The following is a 21,673-nucleotide window of genomic DNA, read 5'->3' as shown; positions in this document are numbered from 1 at the left end:
GATTGCACGCGAAGTAAGGCTCAGATCCCATTTTTCTTTGTACTCAACGTTGAGCCTATACTATGCAAATTGTTATTTTAAATGATGCCGCAGAAGTCGCAGCCTATGGCGCAGACATATTTTCAACTCAGCTACAACGCAAAGCTGAATCAGTATTAGGTTTAGCGACCGGCTCTACGCCAGTGGCTTTATATCAAGAACTTATTCGTCGCAACCGTGAAGGCGAGTTGAGTTTTAAAGACGCTACAACATTTAATTTAGATGAATACCTTGGTTTAGAGGGGTCGCATCCGCAAAGTTATCGCCACTTTATGAACGAACAGCTGTTTAATCATATTGATATAGACATTGATAACACCCATGTTCCACCGGGAGATGCTAAAAACCCTATTACCGCCTGCCAAGATTACGAAGCGCGTATGGCTGCTGCAGGGGGAGTGGATATTCAGTTACTGGGTATAGGTCGTAATGGACATATTGGGTTTAACGAGCCATCTTCAGGTTTAACATCTCGCACACGCGTAAAAACACTGACCAAAGAAACTATCGAAGATAATGCGCGTTTTTTTGAAGAAGGTGAGTATCAGCCGCATTTATCAATCACCATGGGTATAGGCACAATTTTAGATGCCAAGAAGGTGGTTTTGCTTGCAACAGGCGAAAACAAAGCGGATGCCATTCAAGCGATGGTCGAGGGACCATTAACGGCATCTTGCCCAGCATCGGCCTTACAGTTACATAAAGATGCAGTGATTGTTATCGATCTGCTTGCTGCAAGTAAGTTAAAAAATATTGAGTTTTACCAACACATCGAAGCTGAAAACCAAAAGCTTCAAGACTATTTGGCGTCTGTTGCCTCTCTGTAGTGTGGAGTTACACTATAGCTTTAAGCCCGAAAGGGCTTTTTTTTTGCGTGTATTTTGAGATTAGGTACAGCGTAAATAGTTTAGCTTTGTGCTGCTATATGATAGCTTTATGCAAACATTTTCAACAGGGATCAGGCTTTGTTACATTACACTCATATGCACTTAAACCGTGCCTCTAATGAACGCAAAGATCGGCAGTGGATAACACGTCAAATCAATGCCAACAGTCGCTGGCTACTTATTGATAAAGATAGAAATTTGGTGAATGTTGCGACCAGTGAGTTGCATCTACTAGAGCTAGAGCAAGTTCAAGAGTTTGATAAAAACAATGCTGTATTTTTGGGCGTTGACCAACAATACAGCTATTTTGCATTGGATGTTTCTAGCAGCACAGCAACTTTATCGTTGCTGCAAGGCTCAACGCTCGAGTTTGTCGATATGCGACATATAGGTTTGCAGCTTGACCCCCAAATGGCATCTGTTGGGGTACTGGCAAGAGGGTTATGCTATTGGCACAAAACCCATCGTTTTTGTGGCCGTTGTGGTTATACCAATGAGAGTATTGAAGCTGGTCATGCAAGGCGTTGCCAAAATGACCAGTGTCGGCATATGACCTTTCCTCGCACCGATCCTGCGGTGATTATGCTTATCACCCATACGTTTGACGATGGTATTGAGCGCTGTCTTATGGGGCGACAAGCTAGTTGGCCCGAAGGTGTATACTCAACGCTTGCAGGGTTTGTTGACCCGGGAGAAACGTTAGAGCAAGCAGTAATAAGGGAAGTCAAAGAAGAAGCAGATATAGATGTGGTTGATGTTAAGTATATTGCTTCGCAGCCTTGGCCATTCCCATCATCGTTAATGCTTGGCTTTATGGGCACCGCAAGCTCGACAGACATTAACATTGATCAAGATGATTTAGAAGACGCCCAATGGTTTTCTCGTGAGCAACTTGATACATTTGGGCAATGGGGCGATTCAGGTACAGGCTATAAGCTTACTCGGCCAGATTCCATTTCACGGTATTTAGTAGAGTATTGGCGTGCACAATAAAGGTAAGAAAATGAAGAAAAATACAAAGTTGGTAAGTGCAGGGCGCAAATCTCAATATACGCAAGGCGTTGTTAACCCTGTTGTGCAACGAGCCTCAACAGTCGTGTTTGATAGCGTTGCTGACCTGCATCATGCAATTAAGGAACGTGGTAATCGCACCTTGTTTTACGGGCGCCGTGGCACCAATACACATTATGCACTTCAAGATGCGATAATGGAGTTAGAAAATGGTGCAGGTTGCGCACTTTATCCATGTGGTGCTGCCGCAATTAGCCAATCGCTCTTGTCATTTTTAAAAGCGGGTGACCATCTATTGATGGTTGATACTGCTTATGAGCCTACCAGAGACTTCTGTGACAAAATTTTAGCGGGTTTAGGGATTACTACAACATATTATGATCCAATGATAGGTGCGGGTATCGAAGCGCTTATTCAAGACAATACCAAAGTGTTGTTTTTAGAGTCCCCGGGCTCAATAACGATGGAAGTACAAGATGTACCAAGTTTAGTGGCAACTGCTAAACGCCATGGTGTAATCACAATGTTAGATAACACCTATGGCAATGGCTGGCATTATAAGCCGCTCGACCACGGCGTAGATATCAGTATTCAAGCGGCAACAAAATATATTGTAGGTCACTCAGATGTGATGATGGGCGTTGCTGTAGCTAACGAAACGTACTGGCCAACACTTCGTGAGCACTCCTATTTACTGGGGCAATGTACGTCTGCAGATGATGCTTATCTGGCGTTACGTGGGCTGCGTACTATGGCGGTGCGTTTAGCACAGCACGAAAAAGCAGCATTGCAAGTGGCAGATTGGCTCAGCAAGCACCCACTGGTTGACCATGTTAGGCATCCAGCTTTACAAACGTGTCCAGGGCACGAGTTCTTCAAACGCGATTTTAGCGGTAGCAATGGATTGTTTTCGTTCGTAATGAACAAAGGTACTCAAAAGGCAATCAACGCGTTTTTAGATGCGTTAGAGCACTTTAAAATGGGCTTTTCTTGGGGAGGCTACGAAAGTTTAGTGACCGCCAACAAAACCATGGCAGGTTTACGCAGTACCACAGGGTGGGAGCAGGGTCCTATTATTCGGTTACATATAGGGCTGGAAGATGTTGAAGATTTAATTGCGGATTTGGATCAAGCGCTAACTGTTTATGAATCAAACTGCTAAATATTTAATCTATTTAGTCACAAAAAAAGCCCGCATTGATAGCGGGCTTTTTTCATGCTTTTAGACGACTATAAAGAGGTTTTTTCTTCTAACTCTTTGGCAGCCTTTGGGTCGTTGAATACGTCTAAGTCGAACTCTTTTTCAGATTTAGCCACAATACAAGTAACCATACAGTCGCCTGTTACGTTAACGGCTGTACGTGTCATATCTAGTAGCCTATCAACACCAATGATAATTGCTATTCCCTCTACAGGGAGGCCGACTTGGTTAAGAACCATGGCAAGCATAATTAATCCTACACCTGGTACACCTGCCGTACCGACAGAAGCCAATGTGGCCGTTAAGATCACCATCAAATAATCAGTAATACTTAAATCAATAGCAAATACTTGGGCGATGAATACGGTTGCTACACCTTGCATGATTGCTGTGCCGTCCATGTTAATCGTTGCTCCTAGAGGCACAGTGAAAGAAGCGACAGAGTTGTGAGCGCCAAGCTTTTTGGTCGCAGTCTCAAGGGTTACCGGCATCGTGGCACTTGAGCTTGAGGTGCTAAATGCAAACATACAGGCATCTTTCATTTTAAGTAAGAAGGTAATTGGGCTTAAGCCAGTAAGTATCTTGAGAATAATGGAGTAATTAACGAGTGCATGAATAAACAGCGCAGCCAATACCACACAGAAATATTTGCCCAAGCTAACAATCAGCCCCATTTCAATGGTGGTAAACAATTTAGCCATCAAGCAAAATACGCCATATGGCGCTAGATTCATTAACAGTGTAACTAACTTCAATACAACGACATTCAAGTCATCAAACATTTTTGCAACGCGCTTGCCAGGCTCCCCAGATAACGCCATTGCAATCCCAAACAGCAAAGCAAATACAATCACTTGTAGCATATTACCGGCGGCCATTGCATTGATTGGGTTGGTTGGGAACATATTGATAATGACTTGCGCAAGCGTCGGTGCTTGCTGCGCTTCGAAGCTTGCATTAGTCGGGATAGTCTGGCCCTCTCCTGGGGCAACGATTAATGCCAAAGTAATGGCAACGGTAATTGCAATTGCCGTGGTCAATAGATACAGGCCAATTGACTTGCCTCCCAAACGGCCCAGCTTTTTAGGGTCGCTTAAGCTACATGTACCACACACTAAAGAGATGAAAACCAAGGGAACAACAAGCATTTTTAAGCTAGCAATGAATATTTGCCCACCAACATGAAATAAGCCATCAACTACAAAGCTCTTAACTGGGAAGTCGAAAAGACCTAGGGGAATAAAGTATTCAGCTTGACCTGAAAAAAGGGCTTGTAGTGATAAACCAAGTACAATCCCGAATACCATGCCGAGCATGATTCGAGTTGTTAAACTCATCTTATTATTTTTTTGCATATTTAAAGTTTGAACTGATTTGCGTCAATCGATCTGCATAGCCTAACAGGCTGATTGATTTTGGCAAAAAAAATCGGTGAGAAATCAGAAAAAACTGTGATTTTTTGGCAGTTTCTAAGGTAGTATGAGAAAAAATTCAGCTTTAAATATGCTAGGGAGATAGGTTGATGCCTTTGATGCGCTGGTTTAGCACAATTGTACTGGGTGTGTTACTTACCGCCTGTGGTGGCGGTGGAACGATAGAAAAAACGAACAATGGTGATGGTACGTCTTCTGGTACTAATGGAGATATTACATTTACTATTGCAGTCGCTGACAGTGACGGTACAGCTTTTGATGAAGAACACCCAATAGCACAAGGCCGAGCGGGTATCGTAACGGCAACACTTACCCAAGATAATCAGCCATTAAGTGGTCAGCTGATCGAATTTCAGTTAAACCATTCAGGGCGTTTAAGCCCAGAGGCGGGCACCGGGGCAACAAACTCCGACGGTGTTGCAACGATTACCATCGAAAGTGGAGAAAGTCGCGGCTGGGGTGAGGTTATTGCAACTTATACACCAAGCGAAGGTGATATCGTTACTAGCAAAACCGTATTTTACTCATCTGGAGATGAAGCGGATATAGAGGATGACAGTACTAAATTAACGATCAAGGTATTGACTGATTGCCCAGCAAACTGGGAAAGTGATCGTGACAACGAGTCATTGGAAGATGCTGCGATGAAATGTACGTCTACCAACAAAATAGATGCGATTGAAGAAGTAGATGTATTAGTAGGTGCATCGAGTACAAAGTCAGGTCAAGGCGTGTCTGGCGTGTTGGTTAACTTAGCGGCTGATATTGGCACAATCTTATCTGGTGAAAAGAGCGTAACCGACAACTTTGGTTTTGCATTGTTTAAATACCGTCCTCCTCTTCAAGGCGGCGCCGGTCAGTTAACTGCCACGTTTAATGAAGTTTCTGCCACTTTTGCTTTTACCAGTGGCGCAGAAGATTTATCGCTCAGTGTTGATAACGGTTTAAATAAAGATGGGCAAGGTAATGATATTGCGCTTGGTGCGGGGGAAACCACGTTATTGACTGTTGAAATTAGGGATCAAAACGGGGCTTATGTTACAACACCATTAGATGTGGCATTTTCTTCTGGGTGTGCTGAAGGCGACAAAGCAAGCGTTGATGCCAACGCAACGAGTGTGGGTGGCATAGCTTACTCAACATATAAGAACCTTGGCTGTGATATCGCAACAGGGGATACCGTATCGGTTACTATCTCTAAAGGGGGCAACTCAGTCACTGAGCAGGTCATCATTCCTGTGTCTCCCGCAAAACCGCAATCGATTGAATTTGTTGACGCTACCGAGAGCTTATTAGCGCTAAAAGGCACAGGTGGCCCGCAGCGTAAAGAATCTTCTGAGCTGATGTTTAAGCTGATTAACAGCTTAAGTGGTGGAGCGGCTAACCAGCGCATAGACTTTAGACTGAGAGCTAAGCACAGTGACGCAACGCTAGTACCAAGCAGTGTGCGCACCGACTCTCAAGGGGAAGCGAAAGTAATCGTGAGCTCTGGTAATGTTTCTTCAAGTTTTGTTGTTCAAGCATGTTTTATTCCAGCAGAATTAATCCCGAGTAATAATAATGATGAAGTGACGTGCTGGCAGGAGCGCTATGACGCATGTAATGTTGAGAATAAGCCTGCTGGCTGTCAAAGCGGTACCATCAGTTTAGTGCCACAAGATGAAGCAATCATGTCTGTTTCAAGCCGTTTAAGTGTGACTAGTGGCTTGCCTGTAAACTCAACCATGTCTTTATCGGTTGAGACGCTTAATACAGAAACGCTAAGCTTTAGTAATCAAGAAGTGCCAATTACTGTGAATGTTGCCGACAGATACGGCAACTTTGTGCACGATGGCACCAAAGTTTACATTAGCGCCGAAGGTGGTGCAGTGGGTACGGTTGATGGTACGCAATTTAATGCAGAGCTTGAGTGTGAAACAACTGATGGTCGTTGTAGTGCAACTTGGGTTAGCCAAAATATTATTCCATTTGTAACCAATAAACCATCCAGCGACCCGCGCAGTCCTATCGATTGCAAAAAGCCAAATCAGGTGGAGTGTTCAACAAATTATTGGGGCAATAGAGTCGACTCATATAACCCTAAAAAATTGTACGCAGCTAAAAAGTCATTCCTTATCGGACAGGGCAACTCTAACCCTTCACACCAACAAATTTTAAATGTGGGTAACAATCAAATAAATGCATCAGTTTTAGAAAGCACCCGTAATTGTGATTTGTACTCAGCAAACACATCGGCACCGTCTGAGCCCAAAGCGGCACCTTGTATTGGTGGCATTTTAAATGCGGCCAACGATCCTGAAGGTGTGCCACTGGCAGGTCGTGCTACATTAATCGCTATCACTGATGGTGAAGAAAACTTCAATGATGTTAACGGTAACGGCCTGTTCGATAGCAACGAATTTAGCCTTGTTTATGATGTGCCAGAAGCATTTAGAGACGATAATGAGAACGGTAATTTTGAAGGCACTAACTGCTTGCCCAATAGCACAGCTAACCTATGCTCACCGCTTAACACCAATGCCGGTCATTTTGAGAAGCTGTGGGATGGCAATGGCGATGGTGCTTTTACCGACAGAGACGGTAAATACAACGGACTAAGTTGTACAGTCGCACAGCAAAGTTCTGGGCAGTGCACCAAGTCAATAATCGATGTATTTGACAGTGCAGAAATTATTATGTCAGGCAGTGTGCCCGTCTATCGTTTTGCGATTAAAAAGGGCGCACAGCTTGGTAATAACACGGTTGTACCTAGTTCTTGCAGTGATGTTATTATAGGTGGAGTTGTAGCGCTTGATATAGAGGCGTCAGGGTCAGATTTATACTGTGATGTAACTGAAGTTAATTTTGGCACAAGCACTGTACAAACAATCACAAAAGCAGACATTGAATTATTTTACAGTGATGTAAATAACAATCCATTACCACAAGGTACTGAAATAGCTATTAGTGCAGATAATGGCTTATATACTGGTGTTTCTGATGTTGTAATACCTAATCTAAATATCAAAAGTGCATCAAGTATCAATTTTACTATTTCACGAGAGTTGGAAGCTAACCAAAAAGAAGAAGGTGTTGTATCCTTTATATTCACTACGCCGAAAGGGGTTGTAACGGCAGTTACACTGCCGATAAAAGATGCAGGCTAATAAATGAAACATAAAAATGCCAACCTTCGGGTTGGCATTTTTATATTGTTTCCATTATATTGCGCTGCTTAAATTTGGCTTTGTACTTTTTGTTTAAAATAGCAACAAAAATTGTGTAATTAATCATTAAACAGCTAAAAGATTGTATTTAAAGCTTGTAACAATAGGTGTTTGTAGATATACCTATAAATATTAGTCGCCCAAGACGGGCAAAACTCAGACAAGATGGGTCAAAATAGGCAGCTATGGGCAAATCGCTAGTAATTGTAGAGTCTCCCGCTAAGGCAAAAACAATTAACAAATATTTAGGTAAGGATTTTATCGTCAAGTCCAGTGTTGGACATGTGCGTGACTTACCTACTTCTGGTGCAGGAAAAACGAAAGGCTTGGCAACAAAAACGCCAGCTGAAGTTAGAAAAATGTCGCCTGAAGAAAAAGCCATATACAAAAAGAATAAAGATTACGCTAACTTAGTTGCGCGTATGGGGATCGATCCAGAGAAAGGCTGGGAACCTCATTACGAAGTACTACCAGGTAAAGAAAAAGTAGTACAAGAGCTAAAAAAACTTGCTGAAAACGCTGACCACATCTATCTCGCAACCGATTTGGATAGAGAGGGGGAAGCGATTGCATGGCACCTAGAGCAGATCATAGGTGGCGATGAGCAAAAGTATAAGCGCGTAGTCTTTAACGAAATCACTAAAAACGCCATTCAACAAGCTTTTGAAACACCTGGGCAACTGAATACAGATATGGTGTATGCACAACAGGCGCGGCGTTTCTTAGACCGAGTTGTTGGTTTTATGGTCTCTCCGCTACTTTGGCAAAAAGTAGCTCGCGGCTTATCTGCAGGGCGCGTTCAGTCTGTTGCTGTGCGCTTGCTTGTTGAACGTGAAAGGGAAATCAAGGCTTTTATTCCAGAAGAGTTTTGGGATATTCATGCTGATGTAACCGCTAAAAAACAGCCAATCCGTTTAGAAGTCACAAAATATCAAGGTAGCGCATTTAAACCAGTTACCGAAGAGCAAGCTATGACTGCGGTCAAAGTGCTTGAAAACTGTGACTATAAAGTTGTTAAGGTTGAAGAAAAACCGAGCAAGAGCAAGCCAAGTGCACCATTTATTACTTCAACGATGCAGCAAGCGGCAAGTACACGCTTAGGATATGGTGTTAAAAAAACCATGATGCTTGCACAGCGTTTGTATGAAGCGGGTTACATTACTTATATGCGTACTGACTCGACCAACTTGTCCAATGATGCGGTTGCTATGTGTCGAGAGTATATCACCGAACAGTTTGGCGATAAGTACTTACCAGCAAACCCTATTAAATACAGCGCAAAAGAAAACGCCCAAGAAGCGCACGAAGCTATCCGTCCATCTGATGTGAATGTGTTATCTGGTCATGTTGAAGGCGTAGATGCAGATGCTAAAAAGCTCTACGAGCTCATCTGGCGTCAATTTGTTGCGTGTCAAATGACACCTGCTGAGTATGACTTAACCACATTAACTGTGGGTGCTGACGACTATACACTAAAGGCGAAAGGGCGCGTTATGCGCTTTGATGGTTGGACTAAAGTACAGCCGTCAGTTCGTAAGAAAAACGAAGAAGATCAATCGCTACCAGCGGTTGCTGTGGGTGATGTTATTGATTTAGTTGCACTTGATCCGAAGCAACATTTCACTAAGCCACCAGCACGCTTTAGCGAAGCGAGCTTGGTAAAAGAGCTAGAAAAGCGTGGCATTGGTCGTCCTTCAACTTATGCATCAATCATTTCAACGATTCAAGATAGAGGTTATGTTCGCGTTGAAAATCGTCGCTTTTTTGCCGAAAAAATGGGTGAAATCGTTACCGATCGCTTAGTTGAAAATTTCAATGATTTAATGAACTTCGACTTCACGGCAAAAATGGAAGACCGCTTAGATGACATCGCAGAAGGTGAGCGTGTTTGGACTCAAGTTCTTGACAAGTTTTACGATAACTTCTCTAAACAGCTAGAAAAGGCGTCTGGAGACGAAGAGCATGGCGGCATGCGCCAAAATGTGATGGTCGAAACCGACATAGACTGCCCAACGTGTAGTCGAAAAATGGGTATTCGTACTGCGTCAACGGGGGTGTTCTTAGGTTGTACAGGTTACAACTTACCACCAAAAGAGCGTTGTACAACCACGATGAACTTGGTCTCTGGTGATGAAGCGATTGCCGCAGACGTTGAAGATGTTGAAACCGAAACCTTGATGCAAATGAAGCGTTGTCCGTTGTGTGAAACGGCGATGGATTCATATCTTATAGATGAAACGCGCAAGCTACATGTTTGCGGTAACAACCCTGCATGTAAGGGCTATATCGTTGAAAAAGGTACGTTTAAACTCAAAGGCTATGACGGACCTATTATCGAATGTGATAAATGTGGCTCAGATATGGAGCTTAAATCTGGTCGCTTTGGTAAATACTTTGGATGCAGTAACGCTGAGTGTAAAAACACACGTAAACTGCTTAAAAATGGTGAACCTGCGCCACCAAAAGAAGATCCAGTACACTTGCCTGAATTAGAGTGTGAAAAGTCAGATGCATACTTTGTACTACGCGATGGAGCATCTGGAATTTTCTTAGCAGCACATACATTCCCGAAATCTCGTGAAACACGTGCTCCAAAGGTTGCTGAACTGAAGCGCTTCAGAGATAGAATATCTCCGAAGTTCTATTATCTAGCCGACGCACCAGAGAAAGACGAAGACGGCAATTTAGCTGTCGTGCGCTATTCGAGAAAGACCAAAACTCAGTATGTGATGACTGAGGTTGATGGGAAGGCAACTGGCTGGAAGGCCACCTTTGAAAACGGTAAATGGGTCGAAGAAAGCAAAGCATCGAAAAAGAAAAAGTAATAAAAAAAGCCGGGAAACCCGGCTTTTTTTATTGAAGTATGAATGAGGATACGTGTCGTTTAATTAAAACTCAACGTTTGATACTGCCTGATAATTGCTGCTTGTCAGCTCATCGTTTACACAGTCTAAAACGTACTTTTTAAGATCTTTTGCTTCTACGCCATCATCATTTGCCCACTCTAAGCACATTTGCGTGAACTCTTGTACTAACTCTTGAGGTGCAACAGCATTTTCATCAGCCAGGCTACTTGTTGCAACAAAAGTTAAAGCTGCAACCATACCAAGTAATGTGTTTTTCATCTTTTTTGCCTTAAGTTAATTGGACAAGCACTTTTTAAACTAAAAAAAACAACTTGAAAAACGAAATAATTTACTCGTAAAGAGTTAAAAATGTGATTATTGCTCGGTATCGTTCTTTTTCATTTAACTCTATGTTGAATATAAGAAAAGTAGTAATTATATGCTGTCAGTAAGCGTGCACCTAAACGGATAGAGTACAGCTCAAAGGTACCAATCCATAACGAGCAGTAAAAAATGTTATTTTTGATTAAAAAGAAATTGACCTCGGTGAATTTCCTGTTTATTTTCTCGCTGATGTTTCAAGAAGGGCCATACTAAGCATCGGTCAACCCAATATTAAGCAGACTTGCGCACCTATAGCACGTATAGATAGCGCCTTAACTCTTTAAATAATAATATTGGGAAAGTGCCTTATGTTAGAGCCTAGTGTTATCAGTGTTATTCCACCTATTGTTGTACTCGCGCTTGCGGTATTACTTCGCCGACCGATACTTGCACTTGTCATAGGTGCGTTGGTTGGTTTAGCGTTAATTAATCCGTCCGAAATACTCGCTAAATTTTCTGAAACCTCTTTGAAAGTCATGGCAGATGAGACCATTGGCTGGTTAATTTTAGTGTGCGGTAGCTTCGGCGCGCTGATTGCTTTATTGGTACGTACCGGAGGCGCACTGGCATTTGGTCGAAATGCCTTAAAGTTTACAAAAGGACGTAAGTCATCACTGTTAATGACTTACTTACTCGGTGTGGTTATTTTTATTGACGACTATCTTAACGCCTTGACGGTTGGCGAAACAATGCGCAGGGTCACAGATAAATTTAAAGTATCACGTGAAATGCTTGCATATGTGGTTGACTCAACGGCCGCACCTATTTGTGTTTTGGTGCCGCTATCTACTTGGGCGGTATTTTTTGGTGGCTTGTTGGTCGACAATGGGGTTGCGGAGCAAGGGCAGGGGATCAGCACTTATATCCAAGCAATACCTTTTATGCTGTACGCGTGGGTTGCGGTGCTGATGGTGCCACTTGTTGTACTTGGCGTGATCCCACTGTTTGGCGCGATGAAAAAGGCAGAATCTGCAGTTGAAAAAGGCCAACCAGCGTTAGATCAAGTTGACTTTGAGCAAGTACATACGCCTGATGAATACGCTGCTAAAGCCATTGAACAGGAATTTGAACTTGCTGATGAGCAAGGCAAGTTGTACAACTTTCTTGTGCCTATCACTTTGCTGGTGGCTTTCACCGTTTATTTTGATATTGATGTTTGGAAAGGGTTATTGGCTACTTTGGCTGTGACCGTGCCATTTTATTTAGTACAAAGATTAATGACGCTAGCTCAGATGCTAGAGCAAATGATCGATGGCTTTAAGTGTATGTTACCAGCCATTGGTACGGTGATCGCGGCTTTTATCTTCAAAGATGTCTGCGATCAGCTGATGCTACCACGCTTTGTTATTGATTCACTCAGTCCTTACATGACGGCGCAGTTATTGCCCGCGATGGTGTTTCTTTCTATGGCAATCTTAGCCTTTGCAACGGGTTCTAGTTGGGGAATTTTTGCAGTGACGATACCTATTGTGATGCCACTTGCTGTTGCAGTGGATGCCAATATCCCACTTGTGATTGGTGCATTACTATCAGCCTCATCATTTGGCAGCCAAGCGTGTTTCTATTCAGATTCAACTGTACTGGCTGCACAAGGCTCTGGATGTAACTTAATTAGTCACGCAGTCACACAGCTTCCCTATGCATTAATTGCCGCTGTCATTGCATTTATTGGCTTCTTGTTAATGGCTTAATAGAGAAGGGCATCGAGCGGTGCCCTTTAAATGTTGGATTGTGTTAAGCTTATCTAACTTACTCGTCTATACATAGTTTAAATCGACTATTATTGAGCGCTTATTTCCCTTATAAGATCGCCAATTAACTCATTGCTTGGTTGACCGTCAACGGCTAGTTTCTTTTCTGATTGATACTTTTCAATAGCAGTTTTCGTATTCAAATCAAAATCACCACTAATGCTTCCTTTGTAGTAACCAAGTTTATTGAGGTATGTTTGTATTATGAATACAAGGTTGTGATTATCTGGGGGATTACTAACACCAGATAAATGCTCAATGTTATTTGCTGGTTTGGATGTCGGCTGCTTAGTTTGAATTGAATAAGAGGTTGATAGTGATTTAGAGTTACCATGGCAATGATAACCAACTTTTTTGCTTTTGTGACACCCATCCGAATTAGTTCTTCCACTAGTTGCATAGGATAGAGGACTTAATAGAACTAGTATTAATGTTAGCAGTACATGAATGTTCCACATAATTTTATCTCACCGATTGAGAGACATATCTAAAAAGATATTAAATCGCTTGCCATATTTACGACACCCAGATAGTGAGACATAATGCTCTCGGGTGTTAAGTATAAGAATAGAGTAATCGTAACCCTAGCATCAGTCAGATTATAGTATGCTTGTGATCTAATCGTTGGTGTTTTCTTCAGTTTTTAAAGGGGTTTTATTTAATGTGTGAGCTATTGGGCATGTCGGCGAATGTCCCAACAGATATTTGTTTTAGTTTTTCCGGACTTTTGGAACGTGGTGGTAACACTGGACCGCATAAAGATGGCTGGGGAATTACCTTTTATGAAGGCAAAGGGTGTAGAACGTTTAAAGACCCCGAACCGAGCTGCCAATCTGAAATTGCCAAACTAGTTAAAGCATATCCGATAAAAAGTATGTCGGTGATCAGTCATATTAGACAAGGTAATCGAGGCAGGGTCTGTCTTGAGAATACACACCCATTCACGCGCGAGTTGTGGGGAAGGGAGATCACCTATGCGCACAATGGTCAGCTATCTAATTATAATGACTTAAAACCTGAATTTTACCGTCCAGTAGGTAATACCGACAGTGAGTTAGCGTTTTGTTGGCTACTTGACAAAATACGTGAAAAATACCCAAAGCGCCCTAGCAATATGGCGTCGGTATTTAGATATGCTGCTAAACTTGCCGATACGCTTAGAGAAAAAGGTGTATTTAATATGCTTTTGACCGACGGTGTGTATGTATTAGCTTATTGTACTAATAATCTACATTGGATCACTCGCAGAGCACCCTTTGGCAAAGCAACGCTTATTGACGCAGATATGGTGGTCGATTTTCAACAAGAAACCACGCCCAACGATGTGGTGACAGTGATCGCAACGCGACCACTGACCAATGATGAGCAGTGGCAGAAAATGTCTGAGGGTGAGTTTGTGTTATTTAAGATGGGCGAAAAGATCTAGCTGTTAAGCTTGCTGAGGTAGTTGAACTCTTTCAACTACCTGTCCATTTTGTTACAAGTCGCTGTGTTTTTCATATTTCGTTAACTGCACTTGAAATTGCTCAATGCCTTCTTTTCCTTTATACATTTTTACAACCATATAATCATACTCTGGGGCTAACCAAACTGTGGCTTGGCGCTTATCATTATCATAAAGGCGTTTAATGCGTATGGTTTTCACGTTCCCTACGGGCAAGGTGATAGTTTCTTCGCCGTCGACAGCAAAATCGTAAGTACGTTGGGCACCTTTTTTATCGATGATAGGGTAGCTAAACGTTCTTTTTCCTGCTTTGAGGTCGTAGCGAAGTTGCAATTGATAGGTCAATAAATCTTGCTGGGCATCTAGCCATTTTACATCTAGCGGGTATTTTTCTTGATTTGATAAGATGGCTTGATTTTTGTGGTCAAAAGTAATTTTGTAGTTCTTATCAGGGCCTGTGCCTGTGCGCACCATAGAATACTCCATGGGTATTGGTTGCGTGCCTTGCATTTTAAATGTTGATATTTCTTCTCTTTCATCAGAAAAAATCATCCATTCAATTTCACTTTTATATTTCAATTGATAGGTATCATTATCAACTTGTTTTAACTGTCGGTATGCTGACCCTTGTACTGAGCCTTTGCGTGAAACTTGATATTCGGCACTGTAAGGAACAAGTGGGTTGGCAAATAGTGAGCAGGAGAAAATAGCGCTTAAGCCGAGTAGCCAAGCGCATATTTTTTTATTTTGGGTAAGTTGCGCCTTGAGCTGGAAGGGGTTGGTTATCAAAAACGGCATAATCTGCTTCCATAGTTAGTCTGTGTTCGCTGAACCACTGGACCACCAAAGGATAGATTATATGTTCTTGTTCATGAACCCGCTGTGCCAGTGTCTCGGCTGTGTCATCGGCTAAGATAGGTACCTCAGCTTGCAATACAACCGGACCACCGTCTAGCTCTTCAGTCACAAAGTGTACGCTTACACCGTGCACATCGTCTTTTGCATCTATTGCTCTTTGGTGGGTATTCAGCCCTTGATACTTAGGCAACAAAGATGGGTGAATGTTCAACATTTTTCCCTTAAATTTTTGCACTAAGCTAGGAGTTAGAATACGCATAAATCCAGCTAATACAACCAAATCTGGATCAAAAGACTCAATTAAAGATGCTAATTCAACGTCATAATCTTCACGTGTAGCAAATGCCTTATGGCTCAAAACGCGCGTTGGTATGCCAGCGTTGGCTGCACGAGTTAAGCCATATGCTTTGTCTTTGTTACTAATAACAGCAACTATCTCTCCCTTAATTTGATTGCTCTGGCAAGCATTTATAATGGCTTGTAGGTTAGAACCACTGCCAGAGATCAATACAACTAAGCGAGTGTTAGACATTAGGCTTTTCCACCTATGATCTCAACTTGCTCTTCACCTGCATTGGCGTTTTGGATTTCGCCAATATGCCAAGCGTTTTCACCGTGTGCAGTTAAAATCTTAAGACTCTGCTCTAATTTATCAGCAGGGACGACTAAGATCATGCCAACACCACAGTTGAACGTGCGGTACATTTCGTGAGTGCTGATGTTGCCGTTGTCTTGCAGCCAGTTGAAAATTGCAGGCCATTGCCAGCTATCACCTTTTACAACTGCTTTTGCTGATTCAGGTAGTACGCGTGGAATGTTTTCCCAGAAACCACCGCCAGTGATATGAGAAAGTGCGTGAACATCAACGTCTTTAAGTAGTTCAAGAATAGGTTTTACATAAATGCGCGTTGGCTCAAGTAAGTGTTCGCCAAGCGTTTTACCTTCAAACTCTGAACTCGTGTCAGCGCCTGATACTTCAAGTACTTTACGGATTAGTGAATAACCGTTTGAATGAGGGCCGCTTGACGCTAAAGCAATCAGTTGGTCGCCTGAAGCAACTTTAGTACCGTCGATGATTTTTGACTTTTCAACCACACCTGTACAAAAGCCTGCCATGTCGTAATCGTCGCCTTCGTACATACCTGGCATTTCAGCGGTTTCACCGCCGATAAGGGCACAACCCGCTAACTCACAGCCTTTACCAATACCGGTTACAACATCTGCTGCAACATCTACATCAAGTTTACCTGTCGCGTAGTAGTCCAAGAAAAATAGGGGTTCAGCACCTTGGACAATTAAATCATTAACACACATTGCCACTAGGTCGATACCAACCGTGTCGTGTTTTTTCAAATCAATAGCAAGGCGAAGTTTGGTGCCTACGCCATCAGTGCCAGCAACTAATACAGGCTCTTTGTAACCAGTTGGAAGTTCGCATAGTGCGCCAAAACCACCGATTCCGCCCATTACTTCTGGACGGCGAGTTTTTTTCACTACGCCTTTTATGCGCTCTACCAATGCGTTACCCGCATCGATGTCTACGCCTGCGTCTTTGTAGCTAAGAGACTGTTTTTGTTCGCTCACAGGTTTTCCTCAAAATTGCTATTTATGGGTTGCTTAGAAACGCGCGTATTTTACAACAATTGGCAATTTGGGGCTAGCTGAAATATGACAAATTAGGCGAGGGACGATATTGGGTAAATGCAGGAGGGCTGATATCATGCCCTCCAAGTTAAAAGTGGTTATGCTTTGGCGGTCAAAATAGCACGTAGTGGGGCGGGGTAACCTTCAATGGTTTTACTCGGATCGCTTGGGTCTAAAAAGTCGGCCAATGATTCGGTTTGCATCCACTCGGTGCGACGTTGCTCATCCAAAGAGGTTACGTCTTTGTTCACTACTTTGATATCTTTAAAGCCAACTCGCTGTAGCCATAATGTTAATGCATCGGTACTGGGAATAAACCATACGTTGCGCATTTTTGCGTAGCGATCGGTTGGCACTAACACGGTGTTCACATCGCCTTCAATCACCAAAGTTTCTAGCACCAGCTCACCACCTGCGCGTAATTGCGCTTTTAGCTGTGCTAAAAAGTCGATAGGTGAACGGCGGTGGTATAGCACTCCCATTGAAAACACGGTATCAAACGCTTTAAGCTGTGGCAGTTGCTCAACACCTAAAGGCAACAAGTGTACGTTTGGGTCTGGGTTGAAATGTTTTATCGCTTGGAACTGTGATAAAAACAGATCAGAAGGGTCAATGCCCACCACAAAGTTTGCGCCAGCACCGCGCATTCGCCATAAGTGATAACCCGAGCCACAGCCAATATCTAATACGGTACGACCATGCAAATCACTAATGTGTGGCAAAAGTCGGTCCCATTTCCAATCGCTGCGCCATTCAGTGTCAATATCAATACCATGAATATTAAAGGGGCCTTTACGCCATGGCATCATGCGTTTTAGTAAGTGGGTAAGCTGCTTTTTGTGTCCATCAGAAAGCTCGTCAGATAAACCAAATTCGACTCTATCTTGAATATTTATATGAGCTGTATTTGACTCAGGTAAATTTTTAAGGACTTTTTCCCATTGTGGCCAATCGCCATGTTGGGCTTCATTTTGCCAATGCGTCAATTGTGCAGGCAACGTATCCAGCCAATGACTTAATGGGCTTTTTGCTATGGCAGCATAAAAATCGGTGAACCAAGCGTGCATTTTTGCTCCGTTATTTAATTGCTACTAGTGAGCAAAAGTTAAAACATTGATACCAAACTTGAGTTTGTTTAAAGCCTATTTTTTCTAATCGCGTCATATGTGTGCTTAAACGGTCTGGTCGCATGACATTTTCAATCGCAGTACGCTTTTGGCTGATCTCTAATTCAGAATAGCCATTGTGACGTTTAAAATCATGGTGCAGATCGATAAGCAAATTATCCTGTTGATCGGTTTCACCTTTAACTTTTTCACTTAAAAGTAGAACGCCACCCGGCTTTAGGCCGCGATAGATACTGGTTAACACAGCTTCACGTTGCTCTTTTGGAATAAATTGCAATGTAAAGTTCATTGCTACAACACTGGCATTTTCGATTTCAAGCTCAGTGATATCGCCAAGTTGTACGCTCACAGGTACATCAGACTTGAAGCCACTTAAGTGCATTTTACAGCGCTCAACCATGGCTTTTGAATTATCTACTGCAATTATTTCGCAGTTCTCTTTTGCAATGTTTCGACGCATACTCAGCGTCACCGCGCCGAGCGAGCAGCCTAAATCGTATAAATTTGAGTTGCTTTGCGCATACTGTCCTGCGAGTTTACCCATGGTACTTACGATTGTTGCATAGCCCGGTACAGAGCGTTGGATCATGTCAGGAAACACTTCAACGACGTTGGCATCAAAACTGAAGTCTTTTACTTGCTGCTCAGTGGCATAAATACTGTCTTTGCCAGTCACAATTTTTTCTCTCTTGCCAAATAATCATGCTATTTTAACATTTTATACTGGATAGTCAGTGATAAATTGAGTAGCTTGGCTACTATTAATAAAAAGAAGTAAGCAAAGAGACAAATAATGACGAAAAATAAAGTGGTTAGTACAGAAGACATATTGTCAACCTTATGTCGCTCAGTGACTGAGGTACTGTCATCAGCAAGTGGAAATCAAATCGCATATTCTGCCATGGTACAAAAGATCACACGAACATGTATGCGTCCAGACATTGGTTGTTTTGTGTTGTTCGATGGTGGTTTTACCGGGCTTGTCGTAACTAACTTTACCGCGCAAGCCGCAATGGAAATTTACCAAGATTACATGCGTAACATGGGCATGCCTGAGAGTGAAATTGCGAGCAGCCATCTATCAGACGATGTATCCAATGTTATGGGTGAATTGATGAACCAGATTGTGGGTGACTTTACGAGCAAAGTGCGCGAGCAGCTGCATACCTCAATTACACAAAACCAACCGAAGATGATGGCCATCAACAAGCAGGTGCAAATTTCAGTCGATACTACGATGGACCGCCCTCAAGCTCGACGCGTTACCTTTACAACGCAGAATCAGAATATTTTCTATCTAGAGCTTGCGATGGACAAAACAGAGTTCATCAAATTGCATGACTTTGATATTGCTGAATCGGTCGACCCTGATACCATTATCGCCAGTCAGGCTGCTAAAGACGCTAAAAAGGAAGAGAAAAAAGCAAAAGACAACGCCGATGATACGGCAGACGATGATTTTATGTCGGAGTTAGGTCTGTAATTCTTTTTCAATAAATGGATGTTTTAAAAAAAGTCCTATCTATCAGTACATTCACCGGCCTTAACCATATAAGCCGCGTGGTAATGACGCTGATGTTAGCCAAGTTTATGGGTGCCGAACATTTCGGCACTTTTGCGGCCTTACTGGCCTTATGTGAAGTACTGCTGCTGCCCGCCAGTATGGGGTTTTCATCCTCATTGATGCGCTTGGCGCACCCGTTATATAAAAGCCAAGAATATGCCCTTTTGCACGGTCTTAAGCGGGTGTACTTTGCTGTTGCGCTCGTATTCGGGGGGATTTTTTCAGCTTCAGTAATCTTGGGGTATGCTTACTTTTCACCTCACCAATTGGCCAATGAACATTTGGAATATTTGTTGTTAATTGTACCATTGGGTGCACTCATGCAATGTCAGGCCGCATTTTTACTGGCGTTGGACAAAAAGCGCCGGGGCTTACTAACGCAGCAATGTTTATTTGAAATATGCACAGCTTTAACCTGTGCCTATCTATATTGGCAACATGGACAGTTGCACTTAGCAACTGTGTGTCAAGCACTCGTACTCAGTATTGGTATGGTTGTTATCCTGCAGTTTGTTTTAATTTTTCCTTTGCTACAGCAGCATAAACCACAATTTAAAACCAAGCATTGGTGTACTTCTTCGCTTTCTTTATTAGCCAGTGGCGCGGGGGCTGCTTTAGTTGCAAAGCTTGACGTGTTGTTGGTACATCATTGGCTTGGCCCAAAAGCGGTGAGTGTATTTTACCCTGCAGTTGTCATCGCTGGGCTTATGGCAATTTTGTCCAATGCGTTTGCGGTGCTATTAAAGCCAATATTACTAGAAAAGCGTTTAGATGAGGCAAGGATCGGTCAGTTAATGCGTTTGTTTTGGCTATGTAATTCGGTGTTTGTGGGTGTATTGATGCTTATCGCCTATCCATTACTGGTGTTGTACCATGAGCCAGAATTACAGTCAGGTCACACCATGCTGGTCATATTGCTGATTGCTCAGTTAGTCACGCCTTTGAGAATGTGTAGCGCAACAGCCATAAAACTCATTGGTAATCCGATATACAATTTATGGGTTTTGCTGTTTGCGACAACCATCACAGTGATGCTTGCATGGTATTTACAAGCACATTTTGGTTTAATAGGGCTTGTAAGTGCATTTGCTTTTGGATTTATTCTTGGCACTTGTTTGCGCGCTTGGTTTGTATATCGCTGTGGCTATTTGTCAGGGTTTTGTATGCTGGGCTATATGCCAGCATCAGTAAAAGCTCAGCTCTAATTCCTGCAGTACTAAAAATAGCCGTAAGTCTAATTCTAGTTGATGATAGTCAGGCTCCATATGACAACAAAGTTGATAAAACGCTTTGTTGTGATCTTTTTCTTTAAAGTGCGCTAATTCATGCACGACAAGTACTTTTAATAATGCTTCTGGTGCTTGCTTTAACTGTGCAGCAATGGCTATTTCGTGTTTAGCCTTGAGTTTTCCCCCATGTTGATGACTTTTAAATGTGTGCGTACCTAACGCATTTTTCACCAAATCAGCTTGCTTTTTATACTTTACACTATTGAGCTTTGGTGCATTTTTTAAATAACGCTGCTTGAGTTGGTTGGTAAACTCATACAGTGCTTTTTCATTTTGCAATTGATGTGCATTAGGGTACTTACGTTCAAAATACTGCTTGAGCTGCCCTGAGGTAATGAGCTGTTCAACCTGTGATTGAATGCCTTCTGGGTAGTGAACAAAATAACGCGCAAAGTCCATGTGTATATCTCTGGTACAAATAAATGCGAGCAGTATAATGCATAAAAAAATAAACACGAATTACTTCAAGGAGTACAGGGTGTATCAAGCAAGCTGTTTATGTGGTCAAGTTGAACTGCAAATTACTGGGAAAATTAGCGATATCATTCATTGTCACTGTTCATTATGCCGAAAATCTACGGGGACAGCGTATGCCACTAACGGATTTGTGAATACGAATGAACTAAAAATTATAAAAGGACAGGAGCATATTAAGTACTTTGAGTTCAAGTTGGGACGAAAGCGTCATTTTTGTGCTCACTGTGCATCTCCTTTGTTTAGTTCCAATAGTGACTTACCTGAAAAACTACGTCTGCGCTTAGGAATTTTAGACACTGATATTAGCGAACGCCCGATGTCTCATAACTTTGTAACTAGCAAAGCGAGCTGGGATGATTTGGATGCAAAGCTACCTAGATATAATGAATTTGAACCGAGTCGAATGAAGTAACCCCTCGCTAAAGCCATATATTTGTATAAGGCTTGATGTACAATTAGGGGTCTAGAGGTAGAAACCAATTTTCACGGGTTTCTACTAAACTTCTAGACGT

Annotated in this window: 19 protein-coding genes; 10 read left to right on the top strand and 9 right to left on the bottom strand. The window is 42.4% G+C overall.

The features are described 5' to 3' along the window. Positions 1–62 precede the first annotated feature (62 nt). From nagB to HG263_RS03380, 3 genes are all read left to right on the top strand, one after another. Positions 63–866 carry a glucosamine-6-phosphate deaminase gene (gene nagB, locus HG263_RS03390; protein WP_171624652.1) on the top strand — a complete coding sequence of 268 codons (804 nt, stop codon included), beginning with the start codon at positions 63–65 and terminating at the stop codon, positions 864–866. A 138-nt stretch (positions 867–1,004) separates the two neighbouring features. Next, positions 1,005–1,919 (top strand): NAD(+) diphosphatase, encoded by a 915-nt coding sequence (gene nudC, locus HG263_RS03385; RefSeq protein WP_171624651.1) that lies wholly within the window; start codon positions 1,005–1,007, stop codon positions 1,917–1,919. 10 nt (positions 1,920–1,929) lie between these two features. Next, entirely contained in the window at positions 1,930–3,099 is a 1,170-nt protein-coding gene (locus tag HG263_RS03380) for a cystathionine beta-lyase (RefSeq protein ID WP_171624650.1), read from the top strand. Between the two features lie 68 nt (positions 3,100–3,167). On the opposite strand, the gene HG263_RS03375 is transcribed toward HG263_RS03380, so the two are convergent. Then, complete coding sequence (locus HG263_RS03375; RefSeq protein WP_171624649.1) at positions 3,168–4,493, bottom strand: dicarboxylate/amino acid:cation symporter; 1,326 nt, start codon at positions 4,491–4,493, stop codon at positions 3,168–3,170. Positions 4,494–4,660: 167 nt separating this feature from the next. Here HG263_RS03375 and HG263_RS03370 point away from each other — a divergent pair, with 167 nt between their 5' ends. Both HG263_RS03370 and topA read left to right on the top strand, forming a co-directional pair. After that, complete coding sequence (locus HG263_RS03370) at positions 4,661–7,717, top strand: Ig-like domain-containing protein (RefSeq protein WP_171624648.1); 3,057 nt, start codon at positions 4,661–4,663, stop codon at positions 7,715–7,717. Between the two features lie 245 nt (positions 7,718–7,962). After that, the gene (topA, locus tag HG263_RS03365) at positions 7,963–10,602 is read left to right on the top strand and encodes a type I DNA topoisomerase (RefSeq protein ID WP_171624647.1); all 2,640 of its coding nucleotides are present in this window, start codon (positions 7,963–7,965) and stop codon (positions 10,600–10,602) included. A gap of 63 nt (positions 10,603–10,665) precedes the next feature. Here topA and HG263_RS03360 read toward each other — a convergent pair whose 3' ends face one another. Beyond that, positions 10,666–10,902 (bottom strand): hypothetical protein, encoded by a 237-nt coding sequence (locus tag HG263_RS03360; protein WP_171624646.1) that lies wholly within the window; start codon positions 10,900–10,902, stop codon positions 10,666–10,668. Between the two features lie 413 nt (positions 10,903–11,315). On the opposite strand from HG263_RS03360, the gene HG263_RS03355 reads away from it, so the two are divergent. After that, positions 11,316–12,698, top strand: a complete 1,383-nt coding sequence (locus HG263_RS03355) for a Na+/H+ antiporter NhaC family protein (protein WP_171624645.1) — start codon at positions 11,316–11,318, stop codon at positions 12,696–12,698. Positions 12,699–12,787: 89 nt separating this feature from the next. On the opposite strand, the gene HG263_RS03350 is transcribed toward HG263_RS03355, so the two are convergent. Continuing rightward, positions 12,788–13,216, bottom strand: a complete 429-nt coding sequence (locus tag HG263_RS03350) for a peptidoglycan-binding domain-containing protein (RefSeq protein ID WP_171624644.1) — start codon at positions 13,214–13,216, stop codon at positions 12,788–12,790. A 203-nt stretch (positions 13,217–13,419) separates the two neighbouring features. On the opposite strand from HG263_RS03350, the gene HG263_RS03345 reads away from it, so the two are divergent. Continuing rightward, entirely contained in the window at positions 13,420–14,184 is a 765-nt protein-coding gene (locus HG263_RS03345) for a class II glutamine amidotransferase (RefSeq protein WP_171624643.1), read from the top strand. A gap of 51 nt (positions 14,185–14,235) precedes the next feature. Here the strand turns inward: HG263_RS03345 and HG263_RS03340 are convergent, their stop codons facing one another. The 5 genes from HG263_RS03340 to cmoA all read right to left on the bottom strand — a co-directional run bounded on the left by HG263_RS03340 (position 14,236) and on the right by cmoA (position 18,507). Continuing rightward, the gene (locus tag HG263_RS03340) at positions 14,236–15,000 is read right to left on the bottom strand and encodes a DUF3108 domain-containing protein (RefSeq protein ID WP_171624642.1); all 765 of its coding nucleotides are present in this window, start codon (positions 14,998–15,000) and stop codon (positions 14,236–14,238) included. Beyond that, positions 14,945–15,592 (bottom strand): phosphoribosylglycinamide formyltransferase, encoded by a 648-nt coding sequence (gene purN / locus HG263_RS03335; RefSeq protein ID WP_171624641.1) that lies wholly within the window; start codon positions 15,590–15,592, stop codon positions 14,945–14,947. The genes HG263_RS03340 and purN overlap by 56 nt, the downstream gene beginning before the upstream one ends. Beyond that, on the bottom strand, positions 15,592–16,644 hold the full coding sequence (purM, locus tag HG263_RS03330; protein ID WP_171624640.1) for a phosphoribosylformylglycinamidine cyclo-ligase: 1,053 nt from the start codon (positions 16,642–16,644) through the stop codon (positions 15,592–15,594). The genes purN and purM overlap by 1 nt, the downstream gene beginning before the upstream one ends. Positions 16,645–16,802: 158 nt before the next feature. Beyond that, positions 16,803–17,771 (bottom strand): tRNA 5-methoxyuridine(34)/uridine 5-oxyacetic acid(34) synthase CmoB, encoded by a 969-nt coding sequence (cmoB, locus tag HG263_RS03325; protein ID WP_171624639.1) that lies wholly within the window; start codon positions 17,769–17,771, stop codon positions 16,803–16,805. A gap of 10 nt (positions 17,772–17,781) precedes the next feature. After that, the gene (cmoA, locus tag HG263_RS03320) at positions 17,782–18,507 is read right to left on the bottom strand and encodes a carboxy-S-adenosyl-L-methionine synthase CmoA (protein ID WP_171624638.1); all 726 of its coding nucleotides are present in this window, start codon (positions 18,505–18,507) and stop codon (positions 17,782–17,784) included. Positions 18,508–18,624: 117 nt separating this feature from the next. Between cmoA and HG263_RS03315 the strand changes: the two genes are divergently transcribed. Further along, the gene (locus tag HG263_RS03315; RefSeq protein ID WP_171624637.1) at positions 18,625–19,314 is read left to right on the top strand and encodes a DUF3334 family protein; all 690 of its coding nucleotides are present in this window, start codon (positions 18,625–18,627) and stop codon (positions 19,312–19,314) included. A 14-nt stretch (positions 19,315–19,328) separates the two neighbouring features. Next, entirely contained in the window at positions 19,329–20,600 is a 1,272-nt protein-coding gene (locus tag HG263_RS03310) for an oligosaccharide flippase family protein (protein WP_171624636.1), read from the top strand. On the opposite strand, the gene HG263_RS03305 is transcribed toward HG263_RS03310, so the two are convergent. Next, positions 20,580–21,083 (bottom strand): M48 metallopeptidase family protein, encoded by a 504-nt coding sequence (locus HG263_RS03305; RefSeq protein ID WP_171624635.1) that lies wholly within the window; start codon positions 21,081–21,083, stop codon positions 20,580–20,582. The two genes, HG263_RS03310 and HG263_RS03305, sit on opposite strands and share 21 nt — an antisense overlap. A gap of 79 nt (positions 21,084–21,162) precedes the next feature. On the opposite strand from HG263_RS03305, the gene HG263_RS03300 reads away from it, so the two are divergent. Further along, the gene (locus tag HG263_RS03300) at positions 21,163–21,573 is read left to right on the top strand and encodes a GFA family protein (protein WP_171624634.1); all 411 of its coding nucleotides are present in this window, start codon (positions 21,163–21,165) and stop codon (positions 21,571–21,573) included. Positions 21,574–21,673: the final 100 nt, after the last annotated feature.

The sequence above is a fragment of the Pseudoalteromonas caenipelagi genome (assembly GCF_013140855.1).
In the GTDB taxonomy this organism is placed as follows: Bacteria; Pseudomonadota; Gammaproteobacteria; order Enterobacterales; family Alteromonadaceae; genus Pseudoalteromonas; species Pseudoalteromonas caenipelagi.
The sequence above is the reverse complement of the archived record's forward strand: the minus strand, read 5'-3'. Positions and strand labels throughout refer to the sequence as shown.